Source organism: Pseudomonas sp. GW821-FHT01A09 (assembly GCF_058986725.1).
In genome coordinates, this window is the sequence record NZ_JBYSWB010000004.1 from 164,982 (window position 1) to 181,012 (window position 16,031).

At 63.3% G+C, this 16,031-nt stretch carries 13 protein-coding genes and 2 tRNA genes; 3 read left to right on the forward strand and 12 right to left on the reverse strand.

Features of this window, described 5'->3' with window-relative positions:
- Both AC3WJP_RS06885 and AC3WJP_RS06890 read left to right on the forward strand, forming a co-directional pair.
- Window positions 1-79: transfer RNA gene (locus tag AC3WJP_RS06885), tRNA-Leu, on the forward strand.
- A 174-nt stretch (window positions 80-253) separates the two neighbouring features.
- Window positions 254-340, forward strand: a tRNA-Leu gene (locus AC3WJP_RS06890).
- A gap of 157 nt (window positions 341-497) precedes the next feature.
- Here AC3WJP_RS06890 and AC3WJP_RS06895 read toward each other — a convergent pair.
- The 12 genes from AC3WJP_RS06895 to AC3WJP_RS06950 form a co-directional block, all read right to left on the reverse strand.
- Entirely contained in the window at window positions 498-2,432 is a 1,935-nt protein-coding gene (locus AC3WJP_RS06895; protein ID WP_493720515.1) for a methyl-accepting chemotaxis protein, read from the reverse strand.
- A gap of 139 nt (window positions 2,433-2,571) precedes the next feature.
- Window positions 2,572-3,864 (reverse strand): adenylosuccinate synthase, encoded by a 1,293-nt coding sequence (locus tag AC3WJP_RS06900; protein WP_493720514.1) that lies wholly within the window; start codon window positions 3,862-3,864, stop codon window positions 2,572-2,574.
- A 54-nt stretch (window positions 3,865-3,918) separates the two neighbouring features.
- On the reverse strand, window positions 3,919-5,106 hold the full coding sequence (locus AC3WJP_RS06905; protein WP_493720513.1) for an ATP phosphoribosyltransferase regulatory subunit: 1,188 nt from the start codon (window positions 5,104-5,106) through the stop codon (window positions 3,919-3,921).
- 286 nt (window positions 5,107-5,392) lie between these two features.
- Window positions 5,393-6,259, reverse strand: a complete 867-nt coding sequence (hflC, locus tag AC3WJP_RS06910) for a protease modulator HflC (RefSeq protein ID WP_493720512.1) — start codon at window positions 6,257-6,259, stop codon at window positions 5,393-5,395.
- Window positions 6,259-7,437, reverse strand: a complete 1,179-nt coding sequence (gene hflK / locus AC3WJP_RS06915; protein WP_493720511.1) for an FtsH protease activity modulator HflK — start codon at window positions 7,435-7,437, stop codon at window positions 6,259-6,261. The genes hflC and hflK overlap by 1 nt, the downstream gene beginning before the upstream one ends.
- A 96-nt stretch (window positions 7,438-7,533) precedes the next feature.
- The gene (gene hflX / locus AC3WJP_RS06920; RefSeq protein WP_493720510.1) at window positions 7,534-8,835 is read right to left on the reverse strand and encodes a ribosome rescue GTPase HflX; all 1,302 of its coding nucleotides are present in this window, start codon (window positions 8,833-8,835) and stop codon (window positions 7,534-7,536) included.
- A gap of 12 nt (window positions 8,836-8,847) precedes the next feature.
- Window positions 8,848-9,111 carry an RNA chaperone Hfq gene (hfq, locus tag AC3WJP_RS06925; RefSeq protein WP_493720509.1) on the reverse strand — a complete coding sequence of 88 codons (264 nt, stop codon included), beginning with the start codon at window positions 9,109-9,111 and terminating at the stop codon, window positions 8,848-8,850.
- A 91-nt stretch (window positions 9,112-9,202) separates the two neighbouring features.
- Entirely contained in the window at window positions 9,203-10,174 is a 972-nt protein-coding gene (gene miaA, locus AC3WJP_RS06930; RefSeq protein ID WP_493720508.1) for a tRNA (adenosine(37)-N6)-dimethylallyltransferase MiaA, read from the reverse strand.
- Between the two features lies 1 nt (window position 10,175).
- Entirely contained in the window at window positions 10,176-12,110 is a 1,935-nt protein-coding gene (mutL, locus tag AC3WJP_RS06935; RefSeq protein ID WP_493720507.1) for a DNA mismatch repair endonuclease MutL, read from the reverse strand.
- Entirely contained in the window at window positions 12,107-13,531 is a 1,425-nt protein-coding gene (locus AC3WJP_RS06940; RefSeq protein WP_493720626.1) for an N-acetylmuramoyl-L-alanine amidase, read from the reverse strand. Before AC3WJP_RS06940 ends, mutL begins: the two co-directional genes overlap by 4 nt.
- 5 nt (window positions 13,532-13,536) lie before the next feature.
- Entirely contained in the window at window positions 13,537-14,007 is a 471-nt protein-coding gene (gene tsaE / locus AC3WJP_RS06945; RefSeq protein ID WP_493720506.1) for a tRNA (adenosine(37)-N6)-threonylcarbamoyltransferase complex ATPase subunit type 1 TsaE, read from the reverse strand.
- Entirely contained in the window at window positions 13,995-14,867 is an 873-nt protein-coding gene (locus AC3WJP_RS06950; RefSeq protein WP_493720505.1) for an NAD(P)H-hydrate dehydratase, read from the reverse strand. The genes tsaE and AC3WJP_RS06950 overlap by 13 nt, the downstream gene beginning before the upstream one ends.
- Before the next feature lie 66 nt (window positions 14,868-14,933).
- On the opposite strand from AC3WJP_RS06950, the gene queG reads away from it, so the two are divergent.
- Window positions 14,934-16,001, forward strand: a complete 1,068-nt coding sequence (queG, locus tag AC3WJP_RS06955) for a tRNA epoxyqueuosine(34) reductase QueG (protein ID WP_493720504.1) — start codon at window positions 14,934-14,936, stop codon at window positions 15,999-16,001.
- Window positions 16,002-16,031 lie beyond the last annotated feature (30 nt).

Below are 16,031 nucleotides of genomic sequence, written 5' to 3' on the forward strand. Positions count from 1 at the left end.
GGTGAAATTGGTAGACACGCCAGCTTCAGGTGCTGGTGACCTTACGGTCGTGGAAGTTCGAGTCTTCTCCTGGGCACCAATTTCGAGATGCAGAGTAGCTTACTTTGATCTCACTCACAAAAACCCGCGAAAGCGGGTTTTTGCGTTTCCGGGCAATGACTTGGCCCGATGCAAAAATCCTTGCGCGGGGGCTTTACAGAGTGAGACGCCCTCCGTATAGTGCGGCCCACAACGACGCAGTGCGACGTTGTATGCCCAGGTGGTGAAATTGGTAGACACGCCAGCTTCAGGTGCTGGTGACCTTACGGTCGTGGAAGTTCGAGTCTTCTCCTGGGCACCATCTTCAGCTAAAACCCGCGAAAGCGGGTTTTTGCGTTTCTGCCATTCGGAAAACGTGCCGACGACCCTGTAGCGAGGAGGCTTGCCTCCGAAAATAGTGCCAGCGACATCTCCATGGCTGACACACCGCAATCGGGGGCAAGCCCCCTCGCTACAGATCAAGCACGGAACTGCCCGATACTGGCCTTTAGCTGCCCCGCCAATTTGTCCAGCTCGACACTGCTGGCGGTGGTCTGCTGCACCAGCTGCGCGGCCCGTTCGGCCTGCAGATGAATGGTCTCCACCCGCCCCTTCACCGCCTGTGCGCCTTGCGCCTGATGAGCCGCCGCCTGGGTCGCTAGGCCGATCGCGGCATGCACTTGCTCCACCGAAGACTGCACACTCTGCTGCAACCGCGCACTGCCCTGCAGCACCCGCAACCCCTCATCTGCCTGGCGCCCGGCCTGACCAATCGCCGCAACCGCCTCTTTGGCACCTGCCTGCAACGCGCCGATGTGCGATTGGATATCGCCCGTGGAGCGCTGAGTCTTGCTGGCCAGCGCCCGCACCTCATCCGCCACCACGGCGAAGCCGCGACCGCTTTCCCCTGCCCGCGCCGCCTCGATGGCCGCGTTAAGGGCCAGCAGGTTGGTCTGCTCGGCAATGCCGTGGATCACCGTCAATACCACTTCGATCTGCTGGCTTTGCTCGGCCAGCCGCTCGATCACCCGCGAACCGGTCTGCACCTGGCCTGCCAAGGCCTCTATGAGCCCGCCGACCTGTTCGGACGCGCGGGTGTTTTCATCGGTCGCCTGACGAATCTCCACCACCTGCGCCAAGGCCGACTGCATCGCCTGGCTCTCGGCCTGAGCCTCATCGGCCATCTTCGACAACGCCTGCAGGCTCGCCGCCACCTCGTCGCGCTGCAGCTCGGCGGCGGCATTGGCGCCCGCATTGCGTTGCGTCAAGGCGCCGATCTCGGCACCGGTGCGCAGCGCCACATCGCCGGCCTCACGCACGATCGGCTGCAGCTTGTCGACGAAGCGATTGACCGCCGCAGCCATGTCGCCGATTTCGTCACGACTGTCGAGCTGCACTCGCTTGGTCAAGTCACCCTCGCCCGCCGCCAGGTCATCGAGTGCGCGAATCAACAGATGCAGCTTGGTGACCACCCGCCGCCCCAGTACTACCGCCAGCACCAGCAACACCCCCAGACCAACCAGTGCCAAGCCCATACCGATGCGCCAGCGCAACGCACTCGCCGCTTCCTGCACCGCCGCGGTGGTATTGGCCTGCATGCTGGAGGCGCTGTCCTGCGCAGTCTTGAGCCGCCCTTGCAGCGTCCTGGAACTGTCACTGGCAGCCGAACCCAGGCTGTCTCCCACCAGCTGATCGCCGCTGGCGATCAGCGCGGCAAAACGCTTGTCGAGCGCCTGGAGCTCGGTATCGATAGACGCCGTGGACACCCCCATGCGCACCCTGCCGATCTCCACGCCATTGGGGCTGATGGAGGCCTCGACGTAATACACCGCCGGATCGCTGCGCGCAGCATCCAGCGCCTTGTCCAACGCGCGCTCGCCGGCGCCCTTCTCCACCAGCGCCTGGTTGATCGGATTATCGCGATTGAGATAGCGAGTCAGGTGCTCGCCAGTGGCATCGTCATAAACCACGAACAGCACGTTCGGATTACGCTGCGCGCGCCGGGCGAATTCCGACAGTGCCGGCACATCGTTGTCCCACATGGCGCGCGGCGCGACCGAGGCGAGCAGTTGGGCCATGTCGTTGGCCGAGTCGTGCAGGTCCTTCTCCAGCGTGGCGCGTAGCTGCTTCTGCTCATCCTGCAGGCGCGTCGACAGACCCGCCGTGAGCTTCTGCCGGGTGCTGCTCGACAGTGCCTCGAGGCTGCCGCGCACCTCATCGCTGGCCTGCCCCAGTTCGGCGCTCAGGCGCAGACTGTCAGCCTGCATGCTTTTGCCCAGATCCGCTTCCAGGGCTGTCACCGTGCTCCGCGTCAGGGCGACCGCCACCAGCACCTGCACCAAAAGGGCAATGCCGAGCGCAATGAACACCGGACGCAACAAACGACTCTGCAACAACGAAAGAATGGCCGACACCGAGGAACCCTCATTTTGTTGACGCCACTAAAATGATGGCACTTAACAGGCGATAGTCTCAGCAAATCCTGTGCCGCGCAGCGGGCAGAAACGACAAAGGGCCCCAAAAGGGCCCTTTGTTTGCTACCGAGTCAACCTATCAGGCAAACGGGTGACGCAGAACGATGGTCTCGACGCGGTCCGGGCCGGTGGAGATGATATCGATCGGCGCGCCAACCAGTTCTTCGATGCGCTTGATGTAAGCGCGAGCGGCGGCAGGCAGCTCTTCCAGGGTCTTGGCGCCGACGGTGGATTCGCTCCAGCCCGGCATCTGCTCGTACACCGGCTCCAGGCCGATATAGCTGTCGGCGTCGGTAGGCGCGTCGATCACCGCACCGGCTTCGTTCTTGTAACCGACGCAGATGTTGATGGTCTCCAGACCGTCCAGCACGTCCAGCTTGGTCAGGCACAGGCCCGAGATGCTGTTGACGTCGATGGCGCGACGCAGAATGACGGCGTCGAACCAGCCGCAACGACGGGCACGGCCGGTGGTAGCACCGAACTCATGGCCCTTCTTGGCCAGGTAGGCACCGACGTCATCGAACAGTTCGGTAGGGAATGGCCCCGAACCGACGCGAGTGGTGTAGGCCTTGGTGATGCCGAGGATGTAATCCAGGTACATCGGACCGAAACCCGAACCGGTGGCGATACCGCCAGCGGTGGTGTTCGAGCTGGTGACGTACGGGTAGGTACCGTGGTCGATATCCAGCAGCGAACCCTGGGCGCCTTCGAACATGATGTCCTTGCCAGCGCGACGCAGCTCGTGCAGCTCGGCGGTAACGTCGACCATCAGCGGGCGCAGCATCTCGGCGTATTCCATGCACTCGTCCAGAGTCTTCTGGAAATCGATGGCAGGCTCTTTGTAGTAATTGACCAGCACGAAGTTGTGGTAGTCCAGCAGTTCGCCCAGCTTGGAGGCGAAGCGCTCACGGTGGAACAGATCACCGATGCGCAGGCCGCGACGCGCGACCTTGTCTTCGTAGGCCGGGCCGATGCCGCGACCGGTGGTGCCGATCTTCAGCTCGCCGCGAGCCTTTTCACGGGCCTGGTCCAGCGCTACGTGGTACGACAGGATCAGCGGGCAGGAAGGGCTGATGCGCAGACGCTCGCGCACCGGCACGCCTTTTTCTTCCAGCTTGATGATTTCGCGCAGCAGTGCATCCGGCGCCACCACCACACCATTGCCGATCAGGCACTCGACGCCTTCACGCAGCACACCCGACGGAATCAGGTGCAATACGGTTTTTTCGCCATTGATCACCAAGGTGTGACCGGCGTTGTGGCCGCCTTGATAGCGCACCACCGCGGCAGCATGTTCGGTCAGCAGATCAACGATCTTGCCTTTGCCCTCATCACCCCATTGGGTGCCCAGGACTACGACATTCTTACCCATAACACTTGTCCTCATTCGCGCAAACTTGGTGCCGGCTGCGGCCGGCAGGAACACTCAAGAAGCCAGCGGCAAAACCTGCCACAGCCCGTTCTGCTGAATCAATTGCCGGTCGCAGTCCGCCTCCAGGGCGGCGCTCGCCGGTTGCCCAGGCAAGGCCTGAACCACCCGCTGACCTTCGCCACGCAGCTGGCAGACCATCTGCCAGAGCGCCGCGTCCGTGCTGTCGGGCATCCAGATGCCGCCAGACGGAAGCTCGATCTCGTTGCTGCCCAATGTCACCAGGCTCTTGAGATCGGTTGAAAAACCGGTGGCCGGACGCGCGCGCCCGAAATCCGCACCGATGTCGTCGTAACGGCCGCCCTGGGCGATCGACACGCCGACACCCGGCACGAACGCCGCGAACACCACACCCGTGTGGTAGTGGTAGCCGCGCAGCTCGCCCAGGTCGAAATACAGCGGCAGCTGCGGGAAGCGCGCAGCCAGACGCTCGGCGATTTCCAGCAAATCCTTCAGCGCCGCCACGACCGGTGCCGGCGCATCGGCCAGCACTTCTCGGGCCTGCTCCAATACTTCCTGACCACCGCACAGCCCCACCAAGGCACGCAGCATGCGCGCCAGATCGGCGGGCAAGCCGGCCGTCAGGTCTACGACTTCGTCGATGGCCTTGCGTTGCAGGGCATCGAACAACTGCTGCTCGACTTCGCCCGTCAGGCCGGCCGCGCGGGCCAGGCCGCGATAGATGCCGACATGACCAAGATCCATGTGCACATCCGGCACCTGCCATAGATCAAGCATAGCCAGCATCAGGCTGATCACTTCAACATCGCTGCTCGGGCTGGCGTCGCCATAGAGCTCGGCGCCCAACTGGATCGGGCTGCGCGAATTAGACAGCGCCCGCGGCTTGGCATGCAGCACGCTACCGGCATAGCACAGGCGGCTGGGGCCCTTGCGGCGCATGGTGTGGGCGTCGATGCGGGCGACCTGCGGCGTGATGTCGGCGCGAAAGCCCATCTGCCGCCCCGATTGCGGGTCGATCACTTTGAAGGTACGCAGATCCAGGTCCTGGCCCGCGCCGGTCAGCAGCGACTCCAGGTACTCGATATGCGGAGTGACGACGAACTCGTAGCCCCAGCTCTGGAACAGATCCAACACCTTGCGGCGCGCTACTTCGATGCGCGCTGCCTCCGGCGGCAGTACTTCTTCGATGCCATCTGGCAGCAGCCAGCGGTCTACCGTTGCCATTACGCCAATCCCCTTTGATCCGGGCGGCCCGCCCTGAGCCGAGCCTTGAGTGAAGCAGATACCGGCGCAGGCGCACGGCGGTCGTTGCAGACCGCACAAGCCCTGAAGGCCGCTATCCTCGAAATCTTTACCGATGCTCGGCCCGGTAAAAGGCCAATCGATATCGCAGACGCAAAAAAGCCGGGAATTTCCCGGCTGCCGCATCATACACACGTTTTGCGCAAGGATCACCCCGCCAGACGGATAAGCCGCCCGGCGGAGCCCTTCGCCGTGATGACCGCGACCTTTACTTGGGTTTCTTCATGTACTGGAAGAAATCGCTGCTTGGGTCGAGTACCAGCACATCACCTTTGCTGGAGAAGCTGTCGCGGTAGGCACGCAGGCTGCGATAGAACCCGTAGAACTCAGGGTCCTGGGAGTAGGCCTTGGCATAGATGGCGGCTGCTTGCGCGTCACCATCACCACGGGCCTCTTCCGACTCGCGATACGCCTCGGCCAGCAGCACACGACGCTGACGGTCGGCATCGGCACGGATACCTTCAGCCAGCTCGTTACCCTTGGCGCGGTGCTCGCGAGCCTCACGTTCACGCTCGGTGCTCATGCGCTCGAACACGCTCTTGTTGACTTCCTTGGGCAGGTCGATGGCCTTGACCCGCACATCGATTACCTCGATGCCCAACTCCTTGTCGGCGATGCGGTTCAGGGAGGCGGTCATGTCGGCCATCAGCGCATCACGCTCGCCGGACACCACCTCATGCAGCGTGCGCTTGCCGAACTGGTCACGCAGACCGGATTCCAGACGACGCCCCAGACGATCGTCGGCATTGGCCTTGAGGCCCGAGGTCGCGGTATAGAAGCGCTCGGCGTCCTTGATGCGCCACTTGGCGTAGGCATCGACCATCACGGCTTTCTTTTCTAGGGTCAGGAACCGCTGGGTCGGCGCGTCGAGGGTCTGCAGCCGCGCGTCGAACTTGCGCACCTGGTTCACGTACGGGATTTTCGCATGCAGGCCAGGCGAAACATCAGCCTGCACCACACGGCCGAATTGCAGAAGCACGGCACGTTCGGTCTGCGACACCACGTACAGGCTGTTCCAGGCGACAACCGCCAGGACAACCCCGACGATCAGGACAATCACGGATTTATTGCTCATCAGCGACTCTCCCTGGAACGCAATTCACGCTGCTGCTGTTGCAAGTCGGAGGCGGCACGCGCACCAGCCGAATCGACCACCGGAGCCGGCGTCGTCGAGGACGCACCGCTGTTGTTGCGGCTGCCCTGGACCATCTTGTCGAGCGGCAGGTAGAGCAGATTGTTGCCCTTGTCGCCGCTGACCAGCACCTTGCTGGTGTTGCTGTAGACGTCCTGCATGGTCTCCAGATAGAGGCGCTCGCGCGTCACGTCCGGGGCCTTGCGGTATTCGCTCAGCAGCTTGGTGAAGCGATCGGCCTCACCCTTGGCCCGCGAGACGACTTCGTCACGGTAGCCATTGGCGTCTTCGATGATGCGCTGGGACTGACCGCGGGCTTCCGGCACGACGCCGTTGGCGTAGGTTTCAGCCTGGTTGCGCGACCGCTGCTCGTCTTCACGGGCACGAATCACGTCATCGAAGGCTTCCTGCACTTCACGCGGGGCTGCCGCGCTCTGCACGTTGACCTGGGTCACGCTGATACCGGTCTGATAGGTATCGAGGAAGCGCTGCAGACGCTCCTTGATTTCACCCGCCATCTGCTCGCGACCTTCGGTCAGGACCTTGTCCATGGCGGTCGAACCGACCACGTGACGCAAGGCGCTGTCCGTCGCGTGCTGCAGGCTGACTTCAGGCTGATCGACGTTGAGGACGAAGTCCTTGAGGTTGCTGATCTTGTACTGCACGGTCAGCGGGACTTCGACGATGTTCTCGTCTTCGGTCAGCATCTGCCCCTGCTTGGAGTACGAGCGCTCGCGCGTGACGTTTTCCATGTACTTTTTATCGAACGGCGGGAAGTAGATGTTCAGGCCCGCACCCACGGTTTCGTAGTACTTGCCGAAGCGCAGCACCACGGCCTGCTCCTGCTCGTCGACCACGTAGACCGCACTGTACAGCCAGATAGCCACCAGCACGGCCAGGCCAATGCCAAGCAAGCCGAAGCCACCGCCTTTGGACGACGACGGACCACCGCCATCACCGCTGCGTTTTTTCCCACCACCGAACAAACCGTTCAGGCTTTCCTGTAGCTTGCGGAAGGCTTCATCCAGATCCGGTGGCCCCTTGCGGTCGCCTCCACGGCGTTTGCCACCCCAGGGATCTTGATTATTCGAATTGCCACCACCCGGCTCATTCCAAGCCATAGCGCTCTCCATCTGATAAAGCAAAGACGCGCCCGCGGCGCGCCGGCCAATGCTACAGAATGCCTGTCACCTCGGCATAACCAGATGCCGAAGCATTTATTGCAAAGTGTGTTGCTGGATGAATTCTTCGAGCTCCAGCCCCTCACGGCTGATCAACCGATTGAACTCGACACGCGGCAAACGCACAGCCAGCAGGCTCGCGCCATCGTCGTCGTGGGTTTCGCTCTGCACCGCATTGACGGAGAAGAACTGCGCCCGCAAACGCGCGAATTGCTGCCCCAGGTGCAAGGTGCCGACGAACAGATCGTCTTCGATCAGCTCCGCCATGGCCTGGCGCAACAGGTCCAGACCGCGCCCATCACGGGCCGAAACCCAGGCCCGCTGCGGTTTGCCATCGCCATCGCGCTGAATCTGCGGCTCTACGCCTTCGAGCAGATCGAGTTTGTTATACACCTCGAGGATCGGCAAGCCTTGTGCACCAATTTCGGTCAGCACGGCCATCACCTGCTCGATCTGCTGTTCACGCTCCGGCTCATGGGCATCGATCACATGCAGCAACAGATCACTGTTGTTGGACTCTTCGAGCGTAGCCCGGAAAGCCTCCACCAGCTTGTGCGGCAAATGGCGAATGAAACCCACGGTGTCGGCCAGCACGATCGGCCCGGCGTCAGCCAGCTCGAGCCGGCGCAAGGTAGGGTCGAGGGTGGCGAACAGTTGGTCGGCGGCATAGACCTGCGAAGACGTCACCGCGTTGAAGAGCGTCGACTTGCCGGCGTTGGTGTAACCCACCAGCGATACCGAAGGAATATCCGCGCGCTTGCGGCCACGCCGGGCCTGTTCGCGCTGACTGCGGACTTTTTCGAGACGCGCCTTGATTTGGCGCAGACGCACGCGCAGCAGGCGGCGGTCGGTTTCGAGCTGGGTTTCACCCGGGCCGCGCAGGCCGATACCGCCGCCTTGGCGCTCAAGGTGAGTCCAGCCGCGGACCAGCCGCGTGCTCATGTGCTCGAGCTGGGCCAGTTCGACCTGCAGCTTGCCTTCATGGGTGCGGGCGCGTTGCGCGAAGATATCGAGAATCAGGCCGGTGCGGTCAAGCACGCGACACTCGAAAGCTTTTTCGAGGTTACGTTCCTGACTGGGTGTGAGGGTGTGGTTGAAGATCACCAGGTCGGCGTGTTCCGCCTTGACCTGGTCTCGCAGCTCTTCGACCTTCCCACTGCCTATCAGATACTTGGCAGTGGGCTGATGTCGCGACACGCTCACGAACGCGACGGTATCGGCACCTGCCGAGACAGCCAGCTCCTGAAACTCCTGCGGATCTTCACGCGCCTCAGGGTCCTGACCATCCAAGTGAACGAGTATCGCCCGTTCACCACCGCCGTGGCGCTCAAAGAACAATGCAGACTCCTATCAGGCGTTACCTGGTTCGCTGCTATGTTCAGCGCCGTCTTCGCTGGCGCTAGGCAGGCGAATCGGACGAACCGGCACAACGGTGGAGATAGCGTGTTTGTAAACCATCTGGCTCACGGTGTTTTTCAGCAGGATGACGAACTGGTCGAACGACTCGATCGTGCCTTGCAGCTTGATACCGTTGACGAGATAAATCGAAACCCCCACTTTTTCTTTACGCAAGGTGTTCAAGTAAGGGTCTTGTAGCGAATGCCCTTTTGACATGTGCCGCACTCCTTTAAGGATCAATAGAATAATTCGAAAAATGATGGCTTTAGCCGTCACACCCCCAAGGATAGACGGCAATTGCAGGGACTCAGCTCAATATGGAGACCGAACCCAGGTATTTCAAGGTGCGCGGCAGATTGTCGCAAGCCAGGCTGTCCAGCCAGTGTAAGTCAGCCCAACTGCGCAACCAGGTAAATTGTCGCTTCGCCAATTGGCGAGTGGCAATGATGCCCCGCTCCTGCATTTCTACCGCTGTCAGCTTGCCATCGAGATGATCCCAGACTTGCCGATAACCCACTGCCCGAATCGACGGCAGACCTGCATGCAAGTCGCCACGAGCGCGCAGCGTTTTGACCTCGTCAACGAATCCCTGTTCCAGCATCTGCCCGAATCGCAATGCAATCCGCTCATGCAGCACCCGCCGATCCGTCGGAGCGATCGCCAGATTGGCGACAGTATAGGGCAATTGACCGCTACCAGAAGCGCCTGCGTCAGTACTTTGCGCGATTTGTCGTTGCCGATGCTCGGTCATGCTCGCGCCGCTGACCAGAAAAACCTCCAGCGCGCGGATTAAACGCTGCGGATCGTTGGGGTGGATTCGCGCCGCCGACACCGGATCGACGGCGGCCAACCGCTCGTGCAGCGCCTGCCAGCCGTCGCGCGCGGCGTCTGCCTCGAGGGTTTCACGGATCTGCGCATCGGCGGCCGGCATATCGGCGAGACCGTCGAGCAACGCCTTGAAATACAACATGGTGCCGCCGACCAGTAACGGAATGTTGCCCCGGGCGCTGATCTCAGCCATGGCCTGCAGGGCATCGCGACGAAAATCCGCTGCGCTGTAGCTCTGGACCGGGTCGAGGATGTCGATCAGGCGATGCGGATACTCGGCCAGCAGGGACTTGGACGGCTTGGCGGTGCCGATGTCCATGCCGCGATAGACCAGCGCCGAATCGACACTGATCAGTTCGCAGGGCAGCACCTTGGTCAGCTCGATGGCCAGATCGGTCTTGCCGGCAGCGGTCGGCCCCATCAGGAAAATGGCGGGGGGCAAGGCACTCATCTCAGCGCCCCCGCAGGAACAGCTTGTCGAGGTCGTCCAGGCCCATCTGCGTCCAGGTCGGTCGACCATGGTTGCATTGGCCGCTGCGCTCGGTGATTTCCATGTCGCGCAGCAGGCCGTTCATTTCCGGGATGGCCAGGCGCCGGTTGGCACGGATGGCGCCGTGACAGGCCATGGTGCCGAGCAATTCGTTGAGGTGCGCCTGGATACGGTCGCTGGTGCCGTATTCCATCAGATCGGCGAGCACGTCATGCACCAGGCGATTGGCCTCGGCCTGCTTGAGCAACGCCGGGATCTGGCGGATGGCCAACGTTTCCGGGCCCAGGCGTTGCAGTTCGAAGCCCAGGCGCTGAAACCAGCTGGCGTGCTCTTCAGCGCAATCGGCCTCGCGCTGGCTGACCGCAATGGACTCCGGCACCAGCAGCGGCTGGCCACTCAGGCCTTCGCTAGCCATGGCGATCTTCAGGCGCTCGTACATGATGCGTTCGTGGGCGGCGTGCATATCCACCAGCACCAGGCCCTGGGCGTTTTCGGCAAGAATATAGATGCCCTTGAGCTGCGCCAGCGCATAGCCCAAGGGCGGGATATCGCCGTCGCTGGTGGGCAATGCGGGAGCGCCGGCATCACCTGGCAACGGCTTGAAGAATTCGCGATAGGCCGCCTGGGCCTCGGCGACCGGCAAGGCGGCCGAGGGCCGGGGCACGTATTGATTGCCATAGCTGCCGCCGCCTGAGCTGCCGCCACCCGAGCCGCTGCCACCGTAGTTGCCTTGCAACCCGGCGCCGTAGGTCGGCGCCGAAGCCGTCGGCTCCAGCAGATTGGCCGCCAGGCGCATTTCGCCTTGGGGGCCGAACTCCCCGGCGTCCAGCCCGGTGGGCCGCGGCGCCTCGGGATTGGCCGCTGCCGCCGGCAGGTGATCCTCCGGGCGCACATCCGCCAACGACCGGTGCAAGGTGCCATAAAGAAAATCATGCACGCTGCGCCCGTCACGGAAACGCACTTCGTGCTTGGTCGGGTGCACATTGACGTCCACGGCCGTCGGGTCGACTTCCAGAAACAGTACGAACGTCGGGTGCCGCCCGTTGAACAACACGTCGCGATAGGCCTGACGCACCGCGTGGGCCACCAGCTTGTCGCGCACCGCACGGCCGTTGACGAAGAAGTACTGCAAGTCGGCCTGACTGCGGGAGAAGGTCGGCAACCCGACCCAACCCCACAGATGCAAGCCATTGCGCTCGACTTCGATCGGCAGCGCCTGTTCCAGAAACGCCGGGCCGCACACTGCGGCGACGCGACGGGCACGGGCAGTATCGTCGTGGGCCTCATGCAGGCTGAGCACGGTCTTGCCGTTGTGACGCAGATGGAAGCCCACATCGAAGCGCGCCAGTGCCAGGCGCTTGATCACTTCTTGCAGGTGGTCGAATTCGGTTTTTTCGGTCTTGAGAAACTTGCGCCGCGCGGGCGTGTTGAAGAACAGATCGCGCACTTCCACCGAGGTGCCCACCGGATGCGCCGCGGGCTGAACCCGCGGAGCCATGTCGCGGCCTTCGGTTTCCACCTGCCAGGCTTGCTCGGCATCCTGAGTGCGCGAGGTCAGGGTCAGGCGCGCCACCGAACTGATCGACGCCAGCGCCTCGCCGCGAAAGCCCAGGCTCATCACCCGTTCGAGGTCATCCAGATCACGGATCTTGCTGGTGGCGTGGCGGGCCAGGGCCAGCGGCAGGTCATCACTGGAGATTCCCCCGCCATCGTCGCGCACCCGCAGCAGCTTGACACCACCTTGCTCGACGTCGACATCGATGCGCCGAGCGCCGGAGTCCAGGCTGTTTTCCAGCAACTCCTTGATCACCGAAGCCGGGCGCTCGACCACTTCGCCGGCAGCGATCTGGTTGGCGAGGCGCGGGCTGAGCAGCTCGATACGGGCGGTAGTATTCATTGGGACGCCAAGGCTGCGCTGGGGATGGTCAGGGTCTGGCCGATTTTCAACTCGTCGCTCTTCAGATTGTTGGTGGCGCGCAGGCTGGCCACCGGCACCTCGTAGCGGGCAGCGAGCATCGGCAGGCTTTCACCGGCGCGCACCACGTGTTCACTGGCCGAGCGCGACGCAAGCTTGCCGCTGTCACGCAGCCAGGCGATGTAGGTACCCGGCGGCGGATTCTGCTGGAAGAACTGCTGCACCCCGGCGCGGATAGACCGCGCCAGCGCCTGTTGATGCTGCGCCGACTGCAACTTGCTGGCTTCGTTGGCGTTGGAGATGAAGCCGGTCTCGACCAGGATCGACGGGATATCCGGGGACTTGAGCACCATGAACCCAGCCTGCTCGACCCGCGCCTTGTGCAGCGGTGTGACCCGCCCGACGCTGCTGAGCACTTTCTGCCCGACGTTGAGGCTGGAACTCAACGACGCCGTCATCGACAGATCGAGCAGCACGCCCGCGAGCATGCGGTCCTTGTCGTCGAGGCTGACGTTGCCGGCGCCGCCGATCAGGTCGGAACGGTTTTCGCTGTCGGCCAGCCAGCGCGCGGTCTCGGAAGTCGCGCCGCGATCGGACAAGGCAAACACCGAGGCACCGAAGGCCGCCGAAGAAGGCGCCGCATCGGCATGGATGGAGATGAACAGATCGGCGCCCTTCTTGCGGGCGATCTCGGTCCGGCCGCGCAGCGGGATGAAGTAATCGCCGGTGCGCGTCAATTCGGCGCGGAAGCCCTTGTCCTGGTTGATCTGGCGCTGCAGTTCGCGGGCAATGCCCAGCACGATGTCTTTCTCGTGCTGGCCGCGCGAACCGGAGGCGCCCGGGTCTTCACCGCCATGGCCGGCATCGATGACCACGACGATATCGCGCTTGCCGTTGGGCACCGGCTCCAGCTTGATATTCGGCTGGGCCGGCGACACTGGCACGGCTGGGGTCGTGGCCACCGGCGGCGACGGCGGCGCCGGCTCGGCATCCTGGGGCGAGTCGTAGAGGTCGACCACCAGCCGGTTGCCGTATTGCTGGTTGGGGGGCAGCACGAAGCTCTTGGGGGTCACGGCCTTTTTCAGGTCGATGACCACGCGCAGATCGGTCGGCGTGCGTTGCGCCGAACGCATCGAGGTGATGGGGGTATTGGCCATCGGCACATTCAGCGCACCGCCCAGGGTCGCACCATTGATGTCGATGACCAGGCGATCGGGCGCCGCCAGGGTGAATACGCTGTGTTCCACGGGCCCAGATAGATCGAATACCAGCCGAGTGTTGTCCGGGGCTCGCCACAACCGCACGCTCTTGACCTGCGAGGCGGCCAATGCATTGACCGCCACCGCCGTCAGTAATACTCCAACGGCCGCGACCCACGCGCGCATGCGCATACCTTTCCCCATCATGATCAAGTGATTTCCTGTGCCAGAACGGCACACCACGCAACGCCGCGCTCAGTCTGCGGCGCTATCTGCAGCGATCGTCCTGCCGCTGCCGCGCTTATGGTAATGGTCAGGTCCGGCTTTGGCAAAAAGCCTGCACCTTTCTGGGGCCATTCGATGAGGCACAGCGCGTCACCGTCGAAATAGTCGCGGATCCCCAGAAATTCGAGCTCCTCTGGATCGACCAGCCGATAGAGATCGAAGTGAAAGGCCCTCACGGCGCCGATTTCATAGGGTTCTACCAGGGTGAAGGTCGGGCTCTTGACCGCGCCGACATGCCCCAGGCCGCGGATCAGGCCGCGCGACAACGTCGTCTTGCCGGCCCCCAGATCGCCTACGAGAAAGATCGTCCCCACGCCCGCGGTGATGGTCGCGAGCTGCCGACCAAAGGCTTCCATCGCCTCTTCGCCCTGCAAATACAGCGTTACTTCTGACACGGTGCATGTTCCTCGAGCAACTGACGAATGGCAGGGATCAAATCGGTAGCGGCCAGACCTCGGCCATGCTGGCCTTGCTGCTCCCCGGCGCGGGCATGCAGCCAGACGCCCAGGCAGGCCGCCTCGAACGATTCCATGCCCTGGGCCAGCAAGGCGGCGATCAGACCGGTGAGCACATCGCCCAGGCCGGCGGTGGCCATCGCCCCATGGCCATGATCGCACTGCGCCAACCGTCCATCCGACGAGGCAATCAGACTGCCGCTGCCCTTGAGCACCGCCACCGACGAATATTTTTTCGCCAGCGCACGGGCTGCTGCAGGACGATCGGCCTGGATCTGTTTGATCGATATATCCAGCAAACGCGCCGCCTCCCCGGGATGGGGGGTGATCACCGCGCCGGCGGGCAGGGTGACTGCTCCGCTCGCCAGGCGATTGAGCGCGTCCGCATCCCACACTTGCGGTTTGTCGGAACACGCCGCCATCGACAGCAGGCTGTGCCCCCAACTGCCCTGCCCCAGCCCAGGTCCGATGGCCAGCACCGTGGCCTGCTCGACCATGCCCAGCAACTGGTTGGCCGAACTGACGCCTGCGGTCATCACCTCCGGCAAGCGCACCAGCGCCGCCGCGACGTGTTCCGGCCGGGTCGCCAGCGATACCATCCCGGCACCGCTGCGCAGGGCGCACTCGGCGCTCATCAGGCTGGCGCCGCCGGTGCCATGATCGCCGCCGATGACCAGCACGCGGCCGAACTGGCCCTTGTGGCTGTCCGGCGCGCGCGGCGTCAGCACAGGTGTGGTGGCGGCAGTCAACAGGACAGGATCGGGCGATACGTCGGGGAGTGTGTCGTCGGGCGGCAGCATGCTTTAACCTTCAGGAGCAATGTCTGGCAGAATTATACGCACCTCAGCCCTGGTTGCCTCCCTCGCATGTCTAGCAATACCGCCGATCTTCATGCCCTGGCCGACTCCATCAAGGAGTGGGGCCGCGAACTGGGCTTCCAGCAGGTCGGCATCGCCGGGCTGGACCTTGGCGAGCACGAACAACACCTGCAGCGCTGGCTCGATGCCGGCTACCACGGCGAAATGGACTACATGAGCGCCCACGGCAGCAAGCGCTCCCACCCCGAGCAACTGGTGCCCGGCACCTTGCGGGTGGTGTCGCTGCGCATGGACTACCTGCCCGGCGACACCCGCATGGCCCAGCAACTGGGGCAACCCGACAAAGCCTACGTGTCCCGCTACGCCCTGGGCCGCGACTACCACAAGCTGATCCGCAAACGTGTGCAGCAACTGGCCGAGCGCATTCAGGCGGCAATCGGGCCGTTTGGCTTTCGCGCCTTCGTCGACAGCGCTCCGGTGCTGGAAAAGGCCATCGCCGAACAGGCGGGGCTGGGCTGGATCGGCAAGAACACCCTGGTGCTCAACCGCAAGGCCGGCAGTTACTTCTTTCTCGCCGAGCTGTTCGTCGACATGCCGCTGCCGGTCGATCCACCACACGCCAGCGAACACTGCGGGCGCTGCACCGCCTGTCTGGATATCTGCCCCACGGCAGCCTTCGTCGGGCCCTATGTGCTGGATGCGCGGCGCTGCATCTCGTACCTGACCATCGAGCTGAAAAGCGCAATCCCGGTGGAGTTGCGCGCGCTGATCGGCAATCGGGTGTTCGGCTGTGACGACTGTCAGATGGTCTGCCCGTGGAATCGCTTTGCGCGGCCCACCGGGGAATCGGACTTCAGCCCGCGACACAACCTCGACAACGCGGATCTGGCGCAGCTGTTCCTCTGGGACGAAGCACACTTTTTGAGCAGCACCGAGGGCTCGCCTTTGCGCCGCGCCGGCTATGAGCGCTGGCTGCGCAATCTGGCCGTCGGGCTGGGTAATGCACCCTCGACCATCCCGGTACTGGAAGCCCTGCAGGCTCGGCGCGAACATCCATCGGCGCTGGTGCGCGAGCATGTAGAGTGGGCGCTGGCCCAGCATGCCGCCCGGATGTAGCGAGGGGGCTTGCCCCCGAAAATAGCCCCC

Excerpts from the sequence above, each read along its gene's own strand:
- AC3WJP_RS06900 (WP_493720514.1), bottom strand. The coding sequence starts at position 3,864 with ATGGGTAAGAATGTCGTAGTCCTGGGCACCCAATGGGGTGATGAGGGC.
- AC3WJP_RS06905 (WP_493720513.1), bottom strand. The coding sequence starts at position 5,106 with ATGGCAACGGTAGACCGCTGGCTGCTGCCAGATGGCATCGAAGAAGTA.
- hflC (WP_493720512.1), bottom strand. The coding sequence starts at position 6,259 with ATGAGCAATAAATCCGTGATTGTCCTGATCGTCGGGGTTGTCCTGGCG.
- hflK (WP_493720511.1), bottom strand. The coding sequence starts at position 7,437 with ATGGCTTGGAATGAGCCGGGTGGTGGCAATTCGAATAATCAAGATCCC.
- hfq (WP_493720509.1), bottom strand. The coding sequence starts at position 9,111 with ATGTCAAAAGGGCATTCGCTACAAGACCCTTACTTGAACACCTTGCGT.
- miaA (WP_493720508.1), bottom strand. The coding sequence starts at position 10,174 with ATGAGTGCCTTGCCCCCCGCCATTTTCCTGATGGGGCCGACCGCTGCC.
- mutL (WP_493720507.1), bottom strand. The coding sequence starts at position 12,110 with ATGAATACTACCGCCCGTATCGAGCTGCTCAGCCCGCGCCTCGCCAAC.
- AC3WJP_RS06940 (WP_493720626.1), bottom strand. The coding sequence starts at position 13,531 with ATGGGGAAAGGTATGCGCATGCGCGCGTGGGTCGCGGCCGTTGGAGTA.
- AC3WJP_RS06950 (WP_493720505.1), bottom strand. The coding sequence starts at position 14,867 with ATGCTGCCGCCCGACGACACACTCCCCGACGTATCGCCCGATCCTGTC.
- queG (WP_493720504.1), top strand. The coding sequence starts at position 14,934 with ATGTCTAGCAATACCGCCGATCTTCATGCCCTGGCCGACTCCATCAAG.